This window comes from Paraburkholderia monticola, assembly GCF_001580545.1.
GTDB lineage: Bacteria > Pseudomonadota > Gammaproteobacteria > Burkholderiales > Burkholderiaceae > Paraburkholderia > Paraburkholderia monticola.
Genome location: NZ_LRBG01000038.1, coordinates 347,940 through 362,289, shown reverse-complemented (window position 1 = coordinate 362,289; position 14,350 = coordinate 347,940). Strand labels below are relative to the sequence as shown.

Sequence of the window (14,350 nt, the reverse complement as noted above, 5' to 3'; positions counted from 1 at the left end):
CCGCTTAAATTTTCGCCGAAATAAAGCGCCCGGGCCTTGTGCGGGGAGCATTTAATCGCTTAAATTCGAGTTCGACGGGAAAAGTCATGGTGAGTGTCTCCGCTATATTTTCGAGAAAGTTAGCAAGGTCGCAGACCGATTGCAACATTTGAATTGCCTTCCCCAAATATGGGATAAGCCGAACATGGTCACGCTGTCCGAAGTCGCGAAGCGCGCGCAGGTTACCGCCGCCACCGTCTCCAACGTGCTGCGCAATCGCGAGAAAGTCCGCCCCGAAACGGCCGAGCGCGTGCTGCAGGCCATCGCCGAGCTAGGCTATCGGCCGAACCTGAATGCGCGCGCACTGGCCGAAGGCCGTTCGTCGACGCTCGCGCTGATGCTGTCGAACATCTCGAACCCGTTCTACCCGGAGTTCGTGCTCGCCGCCGAGCGCGCGGCGCGCAAGACCGGCCACTTCCTGATGGTTTGCAATACCGATGACGATGCCGAGATCGGCCGCGCGTATCTGAACCAGATTGCCGGCACGCTCGCCGACGGCGTGCTCGTGATGAACACCGACATCACGATCAACGACCTATGTGCATCGGCGCTGCACAGCGCGCCGATTCTGCTCGCGATGTGGGAGCACCCCGAGTCGCCGCCCGCGCTTCCGTGCATCGCGGTCGACTTCGCACGCGCGGGCGAGCTCGCCGCGAACCATCTGCTCGGACTGGGTCATCGTGAGATCGGCTTGCTGATCGGTGACGGCTGCGGCGGTTTGCAGGATGCGCGCTCGAATGGTTTTCGCGCGGCGATGCGCGCGGCCGGCATCGAAGCCGACGCGGCCGCGGTGCTGCAGATTCGCGACTCGATCGACGCCGGCTTCGCCGCCTGCATGGAGCTGATGGCGAACCGCCCGCAACTGAGCGCGATCTTCGCGACCAACGACCTGCTCGCGATCGGCGCGATCCAGGCGTTGATCACGCTCGGCCGCTCGGTGCCCGACGACGTCTCGGTGATCGGCATCACCGACATTCAGCTCGCGCATCAGGTGCATCCCGCGCTGACGACAGTCGCGATTCAAACCGCAGCTGTCGCGGAGTTGTCGATCAACCGTCTGATCCGCTTGATCCAGACGCCGGAGCGGCAGCCGTCGATGGTGCTCGGGCCGCCGCCCGAGCTGGTGGTGCGCGCCTCGACAGGAGCGCGCAAGAAACGCTGACGCGTTAGTACGAGGCATGGCGATGCACATTTTTATCGAAGCGATCGTCTAGGTGCAGCTCCTCGTCGGCAGTCTGTTTATGCCCGTGTCATGACGTCCTAATCGACCTGGACCGCCGTTGGCATTTTATCGTCGTCGTTCGCCATGGAAGCCTGAAAATCATCCTGCGCCCATTCCCTAGCCTGTAATCGGTCGCTAGCCTCGTAGCTCCCTACAGCTACGGAGGAACTCGGAATGGCGTATCAACAGCATTCGGACGGCGTGCGCGTTGTGCTCAGTGCGCCGCAACTCGCTGCAGTACTCACCCGCCAGTCGATCAGCCCCACCGAAATGCTTTCCAACCGCCTATGGGGCGGGTTGCAGCTCGTAGGCGGCCTGCTGGAAATGGTCGGAGCGGGAGCTCTGTGTGTGATGCCAGAGCCGACAATGGCAAGCAAGGCCGGGTGTATTGTGTTCGGCGCACACGGTTCTGATACGGCGTCGGCGGGCTTGCGTCAAATCTGGACAGGCCTGGACACCGCAACACTGACCCAGCAGGGCACGACGAAGCTGGCCGAAACAATGAAGGCCAGTCCTGACATGGCCAACAATATCGGCCTATCGCTCGACATCGCTGTGTCAATAGGTGTTGCTGGGTCTATCAAGGCGGCACGGGTGTCCGAAATCACGATGGGCCGGATCAAGCTGATGGATCACGAAGCGAAGGCCCTTAATCCACAGCTTGGAGGGCATACAATCCTCAAGCACGTTGAGAAAGACGAAACGTGGCTCAGGGACCGGCTCAAACGCGAACCGAAAAGAACAACTGTTTCATCGTTCAGGAACATCGAATCCGCTGAGTGGGCGATTGCAGACGTTATGCTGCACAACGCGTCTCGCATCCAAACATGGGCGAGATCTACAGTACGATCCAAGCCACTTGAACTAACTCGAGACGTGGGAAGAAACGTTGGCTATGGCATACGACGAAGTACAGATCGACTCGTGGACATGAGCGTTGTGCATATCGTTCTGAAATATGAGACCTATAACGGTATGCCCTACTATGTAATGACAGCATACCTATTCTGAGATTTCACAAATGCAGCATTCTGAATATCCTGAGCTTAGCCAGCTGTTCGGGGTCTATCTGAATCAGGACTTTGACATATGGGGTGATACCATTCCGGCCATCATTGCCTGCTACAAAAGAGACAGCCCCATCGCCGACCACAAGCGAATGCTCGCGGAAATTGACAGGTTCCAGAGGAGCCACCCGCACGATCTGGACATCGCGTTCGATAAGACGTATGGACACGAGTTTTCTCCCGAGCCGTGGGGCCATACGACGGCCTCATTTCTTGACGAACTGAAACGCCTTCTGAGCGAGTAGCCTGTTTATCCCTACGCCAGCACGGCTCTTCACGTCCCTTTTGTGAATGATCGCGAGAAGAATCCGCGCCGGCGTCAGCGCCAGTGCGATGCGTTTGTCGGCGAGCGCATCCTGGCTTCCGCGCTATTCCACGCGCTCCGTCGCCATTCGCGTGACGATGTCGAACGCCTTCTGCGTCGCGCCGACATCGGCCTTGCCCTGCCCGTGGATGTCGAACGCGGTGCCGTGCGCGGGCGTCGCGATCGGAATCGGCAAGCCGCCGTGCACGGTCACGCCGCGCCAGAAGCCCATCAGCTTCATCGCGATCTGGCCTTGATCGTGATACATCGTGACGACGCCGTCGAAGGCTTTCTGGTCGCGCGCACGCACGAAGATCGTGTCGGCCGGAAACGGTCCCTGCGCGTCGTAACCGAGCTTGCGCGCGGCCTCGACGGCCGGCGCGATCACATCGATCTCCTCGCGACCGAACGCGCCGTTATCGCCGTTGTGCGGATTGAAACCGCACACCGCGATGCGCGGTTGCGGATGGCCGGCACGCTTCAGGCCGTCGTGAATCAGCCGCACCGCGCCGACGATGCGCTCCTCCGACAGCTTCGCGCTGACGTCCTTCAACGCCATGTGCGAGGTCACGCGCGAAGTCCATAGCTCGTCGAGCACGTTGAACTCGCAGAAGCTGCCCGTATAGCCGAGTTGCTTCGCAAACCACTCCATCTCGTCGCCAGTTTCCATGCCGGCCAGATGCAGCGAGGTCTTGTTGACCGGCGCGAACAACATGCCTTGCGTGAGATTGCTTTGCGTCAGCGCGAGCGCCTGCTTGAACGCGGCGAGACTGTAGCGGCCACCGCGTTCGGTCGCCACCGCACGCTCGAACGGCCGATCGCCGGGCAGACGGAAGTCGATCAACGACGGCACGCCCTCGTGTTCAAACGCGGCGCGCGCATCTTCGACCACGTCGTAATCGAAGCGCTGCTGCGCGATCTTCATGCCGGTTTCGAGTTCGCGCCGGTCGCCGATGATCAGCAACTCCGCGCGCGCCCGGTTCTCCTGCTGCGCGAACAGACGCGCGATCAGCTCAGGACCGATGCCGGCGGGGTCGCCAAGAAGTACTGCGATGCGTGGCTTCATGTGCATTCCTCGGGTCTGTGCGCTCATTCGACGATGTTGAAGTCGCCAAGATACTTGTCGCTCAGCTTGATGCCAAGGCCCGGCACGTCGTCCGACAGTTGCAGATAGCCGCGCTCCGGCTGCGGCTCGCCTTCGAAGATGTAGTAGAACAATTCGTTGCCCACTTCGACGTCGAACACCGGGAAGAACTCCGACATCGGGCTCGCGGTGCTCGACATCGTCAGATGATAGTTGTGCATCTGGCCCGCGTGCGGAATCACCGGCACCGACCATGCCTCGGCCATCGCATTGATCTTGCGCGCCGCCGTGATGCCGCCGACGCGATTCGTGTCGTACTGGATCACGTCGATCGCGCGGCGTTCGAGCAGATCCTTGAAACCATAGACCGTAAACTCGTGCTCGCCGCCCGACACCGGCATCAGGTTCATCTTCTTCAACTCCTGATAGCCTTCGATGTCGTCACCGATCACCGGCTCCTCGATCCAGCGCGGATTGAATTCGGCGAGGCGCGGCAGCATCCTGCGCGCGTATTCGAGCGTCCAGCCCATATAGCATTCGAGCATGATGTCGACTTCGTCGCCGACCAGTTCGCGCAACAGCCGCACCTGTTCGATGTTTTTCGCCATACCTTTCGGGCCGTCTTTCGGGCCATAGCCGAAGCGCATCTTCATCGCGGTGAAACCGCTGTCCAGATAGCTTTCCGCTTCGCCGAGGAACGCATCGCGATCGTCGTTGTTATAGAGCTTCGACGCGTAGCACCAGATCTTTTCTTTCGTGCGGCCGCCGAGCAGCTTGAACACCGGCTTTTTCACGGCCTTGCCCATGATGTCCCATAGCGCGATATCGATCGCGGAGATCGCCGCCATGCCGATGCCCTTGCGGCCCCATGCCAGCGTGCGGCGATACATCTTCTGCCAGATGTACTCGTTGTCGAACGGATCTTCGCCGATCGCGATCGGCGCGAGGTATTCGTCGATGATCTGTTTCGCGATGCGCGGCGCGAGCGCGCAATTGCCGATGCCCACGGTGCCGTCGTCGCATTCGACCTCGACGACGAGCCAGCCGTGAAAGCGGAACGAGCCCATCGCATCGCCGCGCTCGTAGAGAATATCGACCGCATTCGTGCAGAAGTGCGCTTGCGGCGGCACGACCTTGCCTTTCCATTCGAAAACACGCGTGCGGATATGCTTGATTTTCATGTTCGACGATTTCCTTCAGTGAGTCGGAGAGTCAGTGGCCCGTGCGTTCGCCGAACGCGCCGGAGCGATGGGAGACGGAATGGGAGGCGGACGTGAAGCGGTACGTGAGCAGCAGCAATGCGCCGATCAGACCGACCACCGCGAGCGAGAACATGCCCGCCTGCGACGAGCCGGTCATGCGCTCGGCGAGTCCCTTCAGATTCGGCGCGACGAAACCGCCGAGGTTGCCGATCGAGTTGATCAACGCGATGCCGCCCGCGGCCGCGGCACCGCCGAGGTAATTGGTAGGCAGCGTCCAGAACAGCGGCTGCACGCAGACGAAACCGACGGCGGCGAAACAGAACGCGGCAATCGCCAACGTGACCGACGACGTCATCGCCGAAGCGGCAATGCCGAACGCCGCGAGCGCGAGCATCGCCGCGGCCCACACACGATGATGTCCGTGGCGGTCGGCAAAGCGCGTCACGCAGAACGTGCCGATGATCGCCGCGATCCACGGAATCGCGGTCAGCAGCCCGACCTCGACGCCGACATGGCCGCCGCTCGCGAGTCCGGCGATGCGCGTCGGCAGATAGAACACGACGCCGTAGACGCTCATCTGCACCGCGAAGTAGATCAGGCCGCAGAACAGCACGCGCGAATCGCGCAGTGCCGCGAGCACCGAAACCGGACCATGCGCGAGTTTCTGACGGTCTTCCTGGCGCAGCGCGTAGTCGAGCGCGTCGCGCTCCTCGGTATCGAGCCAGCGCGCCTGCGCGGGCCGGTCGGTCAGATAGAAGTAAGCGACGACCCCCACCACCGACGCCGCGAGCCCTTCGACGACGAACAGCCACTGCCACGGATGCATGCCGAACGGATTGCCCGCATCGAGCAGCAAGCCCGAGATCGGGCTGCCGAGCAGCAGTGCGAGCGGGAAGCCGAAATAGAACATGCCCATCGTCTGCGAGCGCGTTTTCGCCGGGAACCAGTTCGACAGGAACAGGATGATGCCGGGGAAGAACCCTGCTTCGGCGATGCCGAGCAGCGTGCGCAGCACATAGAAGCTCGTCGCGCTGTCGACGAAGGCGGTGCACGCGGACACGATGCCCCACGTGACCATGATGCGGCTCATCCAGATGCGCGCGCCGAAGCGGTACATCAGCAGATTGCTCGGCACTTCGAACACCGCGTAGCCGACGAAGAAGATGCCGGCGCCGAACGCGAACGCCGCATCGCTCAAACCCGTGTCGGCCTGCAGCACGTTCTTCGCGAAGCCGACGTTCGCGCGGTCGATGAAGGCCAGCACATACATCAGGATCAGAAAAGGCAGCAGCCTCGTGCGCGCTTTGCTGATTGCGCTGTCGAGCGCGGGGCTCGCGGTGATCGTCATGCGTCGTCTCCAGTGTTGTCTTGTCGCCCCTAACGGCATTGCGATTGCCGTCGTGCGATAGGCGCTAGTGTGCGAAACTATCCGATAACTGACCACTGAATATTTCGAATCGGCCGATTCGCAAAAGTTATCGCTCATGATCCCGCCCGCCTCCGCCATTCGCAAACGCTTGCGCCTGCGTCATCTGCAACTGATGGTCGCGCTGTCGGAAACCGAATCGCTGCGGCGCGCCGCCGACGATCTGGCGATGACCCAGCCCGCCGCGACCAAAGCCTTGCAGGAACTGGAAGACACGCTCGGTGTGTCGCTGTTCGTGCGGCATGCGCGCGGCATGGAGCCGACGATCTTCGGCGAGGCCGTGATGCGCTATGCGCGTGTCGTGTTCGAGGATCTCGACGAGTTGCGCGAGGAGTTGGCCGGCATCGAGGCCGGCGACATCGGCAAGGTGCGGATTGGCGCGGTGATGGCACCGTCGCCCGAATTGCTGACGCACACGATCGTCCAGTTGAAGGAAGCGCATCCGCGTCTGCAGATGGCGGTCACGATCGACACCAGCGACGTGCTCGTGCAGGCGCTGCAACAGGATCAGCTCGATATCGTGATCGGCCGCATTCCCGATGGTTTTCCGGCGCTCGATCTGAGCTTCGAGACATTGGCGGAAGAGGCGCTGTCGATCGTCGTGCGACCCGATCATCCGGCCGTGCTGGCCGGCAAACAAACGGGCACGCGGCCCAGGCTCGCGGACCTCGCACGCTATCCGTGGATCATCCAGCCGCATCCGAGCCCGATGCGCCAGGTCATCGATCAAACGTTTCGCGAGTCACGCGTCGCGCCCCCGGTGAGCACGGTCGAGACGTCGTCGATTCTGACCACGCTGTCGTTGCTGCGTGATTCGGACATGCTTGCCGTGCTGCCGAGTTCGGTCGCCAAGTACTACGTCGCGCTCGATGCGATCGCCGCGATCGCGACGCCGCTGCGCGGACGGCTCGCACCGTATGGGCTGATTCTGCGCAGGAACCGGCGCATTACGCCGGCCATGCAGTTGGTCATCGATTCGATTCGCGCGGCGTGAGGGTTTCGGCGAAGCGCAAGTCGCCGCTCGCGTTGATGTCGGTCTGAGCGGGCGCCGCATCGAGCGCGATATCCGGGCGCATGAAGAACGTCGCGACGATGCCGAGCGCGAGCAGTCCGAGCGAACCCGCGAACGGCAGCGTCCAGCTACCCGTGTGGTCCACGATCAGGCCGAACACGATCGGCGTGAAAATCCCCGCGATCGCCGAGCCCGCGTTCACGAGTCCGCTTGCTACTCCAACGTGTTGCGGCGTGATGTCCATCGGCACGGCCCAGATCGGTCCGATCGTCATTTCGAGGAAGAAGAACGACAGGCTCATGCACGCCGCCATGACCGGCAGCGACTTCACGACCATCACCGGCGCGAGGAACACCAGGGCACCGAGAAACGCGCAGATGATCACGTTGCGGCGAGCGGCGACGACGTTGCGGGTGCGCTTCAGCACGCGGTCGCTGAGCACGCCGCCCGCCGTATTGCCGACCACGCCGGACAGAAACACGCCCGCGGAGAACATCGCCGAGCTTTTCAGATCGAGGCCCCGACCGTGCATGAAGAAGGTCGGCAGCCATGTGAAGAACAGCCAGCCGGTCCAGCCGTAGCAGAAGTAGACGAGCATCGTCGGTGCGATGCGTTTGAGCAAACGCCGCCACGGCGTCGGCTCGCGTGTCGCTTCGACCGCGGATTGCCGAAGCGGCGGCAATTGGGTTTCCTGCTCCGCGGTCATATGGCGATGCTTACGCGGATCGTCGGTGAAATACCAGGCGTAAATCACGACCCACACGAAGGTCAGCCCGGCGACCGCGAGAAACGACACGCGCCACGACGAATACGCGACCAGCAGGGCGACCAGCGGCGGCGTGATCGCATTGCCGAGCCGCGAGAACGAATGCGTGAGACCTTGCACGAAGCCGCGCCGGTTCGACGGAAACCAGTTGGTCAGTGCCCGCGCCTGCGCGGGCAGCGCCGCGCCTTCGCCGATGCCGAGCAAGAGGCGCGCGCCGAACAGCGACACGAGGCCGCCTGCGAGACCGGTCGCGATCGTCGCGACGATCCAGATGCTCGCGCAGGTCACGAGCGTGAGCTTCGCGCCGAAGCGGTCGCTGACCCAGCCGCCGATCACCTGGCACAGCGCGTATGTATATGCGAACGCCGCGAACACGAGGCCGACGTTGGTGTTGCTCAGGTGCAGATCGTCGCGGATCAGTCCGGCCGCCGCCGACAGGTTGACGCGATCGAGATACATGATGAACGACATCGCGCACATGAGCGCGAGAACCGCCCGGCTGACCTTGGGTCGCTGCATCGTCTCCTCCGGTATGTTGCGTGAGCCCGCACCGGTGTTCCGACGCTGGCGTCCGCTATGGTCTGTTTTGTGGGCACATTATCAGAAGCCGGGTGATAGTTGACTAATGAATTGTTTGGATACAGCGATCACTGGCGGTTATCGCTGGGAAGGGTCGGGATGGAAGGGACACTGCCCTTCTTTTTGGGAACCATGTACTGCCATTACGCCTCAGGTTCATCCGGCCGGTTGAATGGAGCCGTGCGAAGAACGGACGAAGGACGATCAGTCGAGCAGCAGGTAGGAGGCCTTCAGAAGCAGAACAAAGGATCCGAGCAGGCACACGATGCCAGTGCGTATGAGAATGGTGGGCCAGCGTCTGCGCGGCAAGGCATCAATCTGGATCGTGCTTCTTACCGGCAGTGGATCGCGTTGCACCACGAACGCCGCGAGCGCAACACACAGAACCGCCAGCATGACAGCAAAGACGCGCAGAGCCAGGGTGTAGGTCACGGCCGATTTCTCGGGTCAGCGGCTGCCGCTCGCGGAGCGACGCGCTCCGAACAGCTTTCGCAGCAGAGCCACGAGGCGCGCGGGGTTCAGCCTGAAATGGCTATGGCGGGTGATGCCTGCGCGGGAATGCAGGTCCGATACTTCGATCAGGGAAAAAGGGCTCATGACTATCTCCGTTGGAATGTTCAAGGGTTAAAGAGATAGTAAGCGGGTATACCCTTACCTGAAATAATACGAGTCTGAAAAGACGCTGTCGTTGCCTCGCGCGCCGAGAGCCCGGGGCGCTTTCGCCGATATTCCGCTTTCCCCATCAGGAACACCGCCATGAACCTCAGGGCCCTACAGTGCTTCGTGATACTCGCAGAGGAACTGAACTTCAGCCGCGCCGCGGAGCGGCTGCATATCGCGCAGCCCGCGCTGAGTCAGCAGATCCGCTCGCTGGAGGAACGGCTCGGCACGCAACTGGTCGACCGCGCGCGGCGGCCGCTGATGCTGACCGAGGCCGGCCATTACCTGTGCACCGAGGCGCGTCAGATCCTCGGCTCGCTGGAACAGATGACGCTCGCCGCGCAGGAGATCGGCGTCGGCCGGCGCGGCTGGCTCAGCATCGGCTTCACGCGATCGTCGATGTACAGCGTGCTGCCGCCCGCGCTGAAGAAGTTCCACAAGGCCTATCCCCAGGTCGAACTGAAGCTGTTCGAAATGCTGACCGAAGAGCAGACCGATGCGTTGCGCGACATGCGCATCCATATCGGCATCGGCCGGCAACCGTTGACCGTGGAAGGTTGCACGTCGCTCACGCTGCTGCGCGAGCGCGTCGTGGTCGCGCTCGAAGCGGGTCATCCGCTCGCCGCGCGCAAGACCCTGCGCATGGCCGATCTCGCCGATACGCCGTTGATTCTCTATCCCAAGCATCAGAACGCGCAGTTCAAACACTCGGTGCAAACGCTCTATCGCGATGCAGGCGTGACGCCGATGATCGCCCACGAGGCTTATGAAATTCAGACGGCCATCGCGCTCGTCGCGGCGGGTCTCGGCGTCACGATCGTCGGCGAATCGGTGGCACGGCACGGCCGCGCCGACGTCGTGTTTCGCCATCTGTCGGGCCCGGGTTCGTCGTATCGCACGACCCTCGCCGCCACCTTCCGCACCGACGACGCCTCGCCCCATCTGCGTGCTTTCCTCGGCTGCCTGCCACCGCCGCTCACCGACTAGCGCTATAAGCAAAACCTTATAGAAGCATAAGCAAGCGGTCTTGGACTCCCCGTTCGTGCGTTCCTATCATTGACTGGCCGCTGCACCAGGCGCACATACGACAAAACGCAATGACGGGCACGCCCGTCGCTGCACGGAGACATGCATGACCGCATTCGACGAAGCCACGACGATGCGCAAAGTGTACGGGCGCCTGATGCCCATGCTCTTTGCGATGATGTTCATCAACTATCTGGACCGGATCAATATCGGCTTCGCCGCGCTCGACATGAACAAGCAGCTGGGCTTCAGTCCAGCGGTATTCGGTTTCGCCGGTAGTATCTTCTTCGTCGGCTACATGCTGCTCGAAGTACCGAGTAATTTGATCCTGCATCGTGTCGGTGCCCGCGTGTGGATCGCGCGCATTTTGCTGACATGGGGCGCGGTCGCCGCGGCCACCGCGTTCGTGTTCAACGACACCAGCTTCTACGTGCTGCGCTTTCTGCTCGGCGTGATGGAAGCGGGCTTTCTGCCCGGCATTGCCGTTTACCTGACCAAATGGTTTCCGGTGCGCTACCGGGCGCGCGCGGTCGGCGGCTATATCGTCGCGGGTTCGTTCTCCGCGGTGCTCGGCGGTCCGATCTCGACCGCGCTGATGACCTACGCGAACGGCATCCTCGGTCTCGCCGGCTGGCAATGGATGTTCATCCTCGAAGGCATCCCGGCGATGCTGCTGGGTCTGCTCACGCTGCGCATCCTGACCGAACGTCCGGCCGACGCGAACTGGCTCACCCCCGACGAAAAGCACTGGCTCGAATCGACCCTCGCCGCCGAGCGCGAAGCGATCGGCGGCAACCGGCATTTTCCGCTGCTGCGCGTGGCGAGCGATATCCGCGTCTGGAGTCTCGCCTGTCTGTTCGGCTGCGCGCTGGTCGGTATTTATGGCCTGTTTCTGTGGCTGCCGCAGATCGTCAAGAGCCTCGGCGATCTGAGCAATATCGAGGTGGGCTTTCTGTCGGCCGCGCCGCCGCTGCTCGGCGTGCTCGGCACCTTCCTGATCAGCCGCAGTTCGGACCGCAGCGGCGACCGCAAGAAGCACCTCGCCTTCGTGTACGGCATGAGCGCGCTCGCGATTGCCGGCAGTGCCTACGCGCCGAGCCCGGTGATCGCCTATCTGCTGCTGTGTGTCACGGGCCTCTTCATCTATGCGGGCAATCCGCTGTTCTGGAGTCTCGCGTCGTCGTTCAGGACCGGCGCGGCCGGCGCCGCGACCATCGCGCTGATCAACACGATCGCGCAGTTCGGCGGCCTCGTCGGGCCGTGGAGCATCGGGCTCGTGCGCAACGCGACTGGCAACTTCAAGCTCGCGTTGCTGACGATCGCCGCATTCCTCGTCATCGCCACGATCATCGCGCTCGTGATGCGCGTGACGCCCGCCGAAGAAGAAACCGCCGGACTCGCAACCGGCGATGCCGCGCCGCGAACCTGAGCCTGCCCCATCGCCACCAACGAATGTCACCGCAGAGGATCGACGCACCCATGATTATCGATTGCCACGGTCATTACACGACCTCTCCGCCGCAGCACGAAGCGTGGCGCAAACAACAGATCGCCGCGCTGCAGGACGGCCTCGCAGCGCCGCCACGGCCTTTCATCAGCGACGACGAGATCCGCGACAGCATCGAAAACGGCCAATTGCGCGTGCAGCGCGAACGCGGCACCGATCTGACGATCTTCTCGCCACGCGCGGCCGGCATGGGCCATCATCTGGCCGGCGCCGAAGCGAACGCGCAATGGTCGAGCGCATGCAACGACCTCGTGCATCGCGTGTGCGAACTGTTCCCGCGCAACTTCGTCGGCGTGTGCCAATTGCCGCAGGCGCCGGGCGTCGATCCCACCAATTGCATCGGCGAATTGCGGCGCTGTGTCGAAGAGCTCGGCTTTATCGGCTGCAATCTAAATCCCGATCCCTCCGGCGGGCACTGGAGCGGCTTGCCGCTCACGGATCGCAGCTGGTATCCGCTGTATGAAGCGATGGTCGAGCTCGACGTGCCGGCCATGATTCACGTCTCGTCGTCGTGCAACCCGAACTTCCATGCGACCGGCGCGCATTACATCAATGGCGACACGTCCGCCTTCATGCAACTGTTGCAGGGCGATCTGTTCGCCGACTTCCCGACCCTGCGCTTCATCATTCCGCACGGCGGCGGCGCCGTACCGTATCACTGGGGACGCTATCGCGGCCTCGCCCAGGACATGAAACGACCGCTGCTCGAAGAACATCTGCTGAAGAACGTGTTCTTCGACACCTGCGTCTATCACCAGCCCGGCGCCGAACTGCTCGCGAAGGTCATTCCAGTCGAGAACATCCTGTTCGCGTCGGAGACGATCGGCGCGGTGCAGGGCATCGATCCGCGCACCGGCCATTACTACGACGACACGCGCCGCTACATCGACGCGATCGAATGGCTCAGCGACTCGGAGCGCCGGCGTATCTACGAAGACAATGCGCGCAGCGTCTACGCACGGCTGTCGCGTCAACTCGATCGACAATTCGCGGCAGGGGGAGCCACCGTATGAATCCAGTGGGATGGCGTGAATTTCCGTGCGCACCGCAAGCGAGCCCAGCCACGCTCGACGCGTTGCTCGAACTTGCGGTGTCGCTGCTCAGCGACAACATGGCGCGCGCGAGCGGCGCGCTTGGCTTGCGGCCGTATCATCGGCCGAAGCCGTTGGCCGGCACCGCATTGACGATCCATACGCGCCCCGGCGACAATCTTGCGATTCATCGCGCGTTCGAATTCTGCCGCCCCGGCGACGTGCTCGTGATCGATGGCGCGGGCGACCTCACCCAGGCGCTGATGGGCGAGATCATGGCCACCTACGCGGAGAGCCTCGGCGTGCGCGGTCTCGTGATCGACGGGGCGATTCGCGACGTCGGCGCGCTGCGGCAGCACGATTTTCCGGTGTATGCCCGCGGCGTCACGCATCGCGGCCCGTACAAGAACGGCCCCGGCGAAATCAACGTGCCGGTGACGGTGGGTGGCATGGTCGTGCATCCGGGCGATATCATCGTCGGCGATGAAGACGGTCTGCTCGCCATTGCGCCGGCCGATGTCGACGCGGTCATCGAAGGCGCGCGGCGTCAACAGGCCAAGGAAACGGCGGCGCTCGAGTCGATTGCCAACGGCACGTTCGAGCGCGGCTGGGTCAACGTGCAACGCGACCGCATGATGAACGGTTCATGAACCTCCCGCTATCGGCCACATGACGCAATACCTGAACGCCGCAATGCTTCTCGAACTCGCGCGTGCCGCGCAACAGCGCGCCAGCGCGCCTTGCGACTGCACGCGCACTCCGCTCGACGGCTGGCAATCGCAACCGCTCTCGCTCGACGAAACGCTGTTCGACGAGATCGGCACACTGATGCTGGAAGACGATCCCGAGCCGACCTTCAGCGAGTACCTGCCCAATAAAACGAGCTACTGGTCGGCCGACGCGCCGATCGCGCCGCGCTATTTCCCCTACAACCGCTGCGGCGTGTGGCAATGCTCGTCGTGCGGGCGACTGTACTTGCGCTACGTCGAAGGCGGCGGTTACTTTGTCGATCGCAGGATCCGCGCGGTGCGCGCCGAGTTGATAGAAGACGTGCCGCTGCCGGCATGACGAGTCGCGTTATGCGCCGTCCTGGCCCGCGCGCGCGGCGCTCAGCAGTTTTCTGACGCCCCGGGCAAGCTTCGAGAGCACCCCGCCCGAGGAATGAGTCTCCGCCTGCTGTCGGTGCGGCATACGCGCCAGATCGTCACGGTCGTTATCGAGCGCTCTCGCGTGGCCGTCCGCGCCGAACGGCCATTCGACCGCCTCCGCATGCAAACGCGCGGCAAACGAGCTTCGGTCGGCGCGATCGATATACGCATTGATTTCCGACGCCTCGTGCCGCGCCGATTTCTCCGAATCGACCGCAAAGAAGTCGTTCAGTCCTACGATGTGGACGCACCATAAATGTTCGCTCACGCCGTGTCT

The 14,350-nt window shown here is 62.7% G+C and carries 16 protein-coding genes; 9 read left to right on the top strand and 7 right to left on the bottom strand.

Features of this window, described 5'->3' with window-relative positions; translation table 11 throughout:
- Positions 1 to 184: 184 nt before the first annotated feature.
- The 3 genes from CI15_RS29120 to CI15_RS29110 all read left to right on the top strand — a co-directional run bounded on the left by CI15_RS29120 (position 185) and on the right by CI15_RS29110 (position 2,573).
- A complete protein-coding gene (locus CI15_RS29120) occupies positions 185 to 1,201 on the top strand; it encodes a LacI family DNA-binding transcriptional regulator (protein ID WP_062135116.1) in 1,017 nt (338 codons plus the stop codon).
- Between the two features lie 234 nt (positions 1,202 to 1,435).
- Complete coding sequence (locus CI15_RS29115; RefSeq protein ID WP_062135113.1) at positions 1,436 to 2,272, top strand: RNase A-like domain-containing protein; 837 nt, start codon at positions 1,436 to 1,438, stop codon at positions 2,270 to 2,272.
- Between the two features lie 10 nt (positions 2,273 to 2,282).
- Positions 2,283 to 2,573 (top strand): contact-dependent growth inhibition system immunity protein, encoded by a 291-nt coding sequence (locus tag CI15_RS29110; RefSeq protein ID WP_062135110.1) that lies wholly within the window; start codon positions 2,283 to 2,285, stop codon positions 2,571 to 2,573.
- Between the two features lie 123 nt (positions 2,574 to 2,696).
- Here CI15_RS29110 and CI15_RS29105 read toward each other — a convergent pair whose 3' ends face one another.
- From CI15_RS29105 to CI15_RS29095, 3 genes are read right to left on the bottom strand one after another with little or no spacing between them, the layout of a single operon-like run.
- Positions 2,697 to 3,698 carry a 4-hydroxythreonine-4-phosphate dehydrogenase PdxA gene (locus tag CI15_RS29105; RefSeq protein ID WP_153041221.1) on the bottom strand — a complete coding sequence of 334 codons (1,002 nt, stop codon included), beginning with the start codon at positions 3,696 to 3,698 and terminating at the stop codon, positions 2,697 to 2,699.
- 23 nt (positions 3,699 to 3,721) lie between these two features.
- Positions 3,722 to 4,897 (bottom strand): L-rhamnonate dehydratase, encoded by a 1,176-nt coding sequence (locus CI15_RS29100; protein ID WP_062135104.1) that lies wholly within the window; start codon positions 4,895 to 4,897, stop codon positions 3,722 to 3,724.
- Positions 4,898 to 4,928: 31 nt separating this feature from the next.
- Positions 4,929 to 6,266, bottom strand: a complete 1,338-nt coding sequence (locus CI15_RS29095; RefSeq protein WP_062135101.1) for an MFS transporter — start codon at positions 6,264 to 6,266, stop codon at positions 4,929 to 4,931.
- 136 nt (positions 6,267 to 6,402) lie between these two features.
- Here CI15_RS29095 and CI15_RS29090 point away from each other — a divergent pair, with 136 nt between their 5' ends.
- Positions 6,403 to 7,338 carry a LysR family transcriptional regulator gene (locus CI15_RS29090; protein WP_062135099.1) on the top strand — a complete coding sequence of 312 codons (936 nt, stop codon included), beginning with the start codon at positions 6,403 to 6,405 and terminating at the stop codon, positions 7,336 to 7,338.
- Here the strand turns inward: CI15_RS29090 and CI15_RS29085 are convergent.
- The 3 genes from CI15_RS29085 to CI15_RS37075 all read right to left on the bottom strand — a co-directional run bounded on the left by CI15_RS29085 (position 7,313) and on the right by CI15_RS37075 (position 9,298).
- Complete coding sequence (locus tag CI15_RS29085) at positions 7,313 to 8,641, bottom strand: MFS transporter (protein ID WP_062135096.1); 1,329 nt, start codon at positions 8,639 to 8,641, stop codon at positions 7,313 to 7,315. The two genes, CI15_RS29090 and CI15_RS29085, sit on opposite strands and share 26 nt — an antisense overlap.
- Before the next feature lie 264 nt (positions 8,642 to 8,905).
- Positions 8,906 to 9,133: a hypothetical protein gene (locus CI15_RS29080; RefSeq protein ID WP_241495974.1), complete on the bottom strand. Its 228-nt coding sequence runs from the start codon at positions 9,131 to 9,133 to the stop codon at positions 8,906 to 8,908.
- A 15-nt stretch (positions 9,134 to 9,148) separates the two neighbouring features.
- Entirely contained in the window at positions 9,149 to 9,298 is a 150-nt protein-coding gene (locus CI15_RS37075) for a hypothetical protein (RefSeq protein WP_161950075.1), read from the bottom strand.
- A gap of 159 nt (positions 9,299 to 9,457) precedes the next feature.
- Between CI15_RS37075 and CI15_RS29075 the strand changes: the two genes are divergently transcribed.
- From CI15_RS29075 to CI15_RS29055, 5 genes are all read left to right on the top strand, one after another.
- Complete coding sequence (locus CI15_RS29075) at positions 9,458 to 10,348, top strand: LysR family transcriptional regulator (protein WP_062135094.1); 891 nt, start codon at positions 9,458 to 9,460, stop codon at positions 10,346 to 10,348.
- Positions 10,349 to 10,493: 145 nt separating this feature from the next.
- Entirely contained in the window at positions 10,494 to 11,816 is a 1,323-nt protein-coding gene (locus tag CI15_RS29070) for an MFS transporter (RefSeq protein ID WP_062135091.1), read from the top strand.
- 50 nt (positions 11,817 to 11,866) lie between these two features.
- Complete coding sequence (locus CI15_RS29065) at positions 11,867 to 12,907, top strand: amidohydrolase family protein (protein ID WP_062135089.1); 1,041 nt, start codon at positions 11,867 to 11,869, stop codon at positions 12,905 to 12,907.
- Positions 12,904 to 13,575 (top strand): RraA family protein, encoded by a 672-nt coding sequence (locus CI15_RS29060; protein WP_062135086.1) that lies wholly within the window; start codon positions 12,904 to 12,906, stop codon positions 13,573 to 13,575. Before CI15_RS29065 ends, CI15_RS29060 begins: the two co-directional genes overlap by 4 nt.
- A gap of 19 nt (positions 13,576 to 13,594) precedes the next feature.
- Complete coding sequence (locus tag CI15_RS29055) at positions 13,595 to 13,993, top strand: hypothetical protein (RefSeq protein WP_062135083.1); 399 nt, start codon at positions 13,595 to 13,597, stop codon at positions 13,991 to 13,993.
- 9 nt (positions 13,994 to 14,002) lie between these two features.
- On the opposite strand, the gene CI15_RS29050 is transcribed toward CI15_RS29055, so the two are convergent.
- Positions 14,003 to 14,341 carry a hypothetical protein gene (locus CI15_RS29050; RefSeq protein ID WP_062135078.1) on the bottom strand — a complete coding sequence of 113 codons (339 nt, stop codon included), beginning with the start codon at positions 14,339 to 14,341 and terminating at the stop codon, positions 14,003 to 14,005.
- Positions 14,342 to 14,350 lie beyond the last annotated feature (9 nt).

What these genes read in the sequence shown, in the direction of transcription:
- CI15_RS29120 (WP_062135116.1), top strand. Translation starts at nt 185, where the DNA reads ATGGTCACGCTGTCCGAAGTCGCGAAGCGCGCGCAGGTTACCGCCGCC.
- CI15_RS29115 (WP_062135113.1), top strand. Translation starts at nt 1,436, where the DNA reads ATGGCGTATCAACAGCATTCGGACGGCGTGCGCGTTGTGCTCAGTGCG.
- CI15_RS29110 (WP_062135110.1), top strand. Translation starts at nt 2,283, where the DNA reads ATGCAGCATTCTGAATATCCTGAGCTTAGCCAGCTGTTCGGGGTCTAT.
- CI15_RS29105 (WP_153041221.1), bottom strand. Translation starts at nt 3,698, where the DNA reads ATGAAGCCACGCATCGCAGTACTTCTTGGCGACCCCGCCGGCATCGGT.
- CI15_RS29100 (WP_062135104.1), bottom strand. Translation starts at nt 4,897, where the DNA reads ATGAAAATCAAGCATATCCGCACGCGTGTTTTCGAATGGAAAGGCAAG.
- CI15_RS29095 (WP_062135101.1), bottom strand. Translation starts at nt 6,266, where the DNA reads ATGACGATCACCGCGAGCCCCGCGCTCGACAGCGCAATCAGCAAAGCG.
- CI15_RS29090 (WP_062135099.1), top strand. Translation starts at nt 6,403, where the DNA reads ATGATCCCGCCCGCCTCCGCCATTCGCAAACGCTTGCGCCTGCGTCAT.
- CI15_RS29085 (WP_062135096.1), bottom strand. Translation starts at nt 8,641, where the DNA reads ATGCAGCGACCCAAGGTCAGCCGGGCGGTTCTCGCGCTCATGTGCGCG.
- CI15_RS37075 (WP_161950075.1), bottom strand. Translation starts at nt 9,298, where the DNA reads ATGAGCCCTTTTTCCCTGATCGAAGTATCGGACCTGCATTCCCGCGCA.
- CI15_RS29075 (WP_062135094.1), top strand. Translation starts at nt 9,458, where the DNA reads ATGAACCTCAGGGCCCTACAGTGCTTCGTGATACTCGCAGAGGAACTG.
- CI15_RS29070 (WP_062135091.1), top strand. Translation starts at nt 10,494, where the DNA reads ATGACCGCATTCGACGAAGCCACGACGATGCGCAAAGTGTACGGGCGC.
- CI15_RS29065 (WP_062135089.1), top strand. Translation starts at nt 11,867, where the DNA reads ATGATTATCGATTGCCACGGTCATTACACGACCTCTCCGCCGCAGCAC.
- CI15_RS29060 (WP_062135086.1), top strand. Translation starts at nt 12,904, where the DNA reads ATGAATCCAGTGGGATGGCGTGAATTTCCGTGCGCACCGCAAGCGAGC.
- CI15_RS29055 (WP_062135083.1), top strand. Translation starts at nt 13,595, where the DNA reads ATGACGCAATACCTGAACGCCGCAATGCTTCTCGAACTCGCGCGTGCC.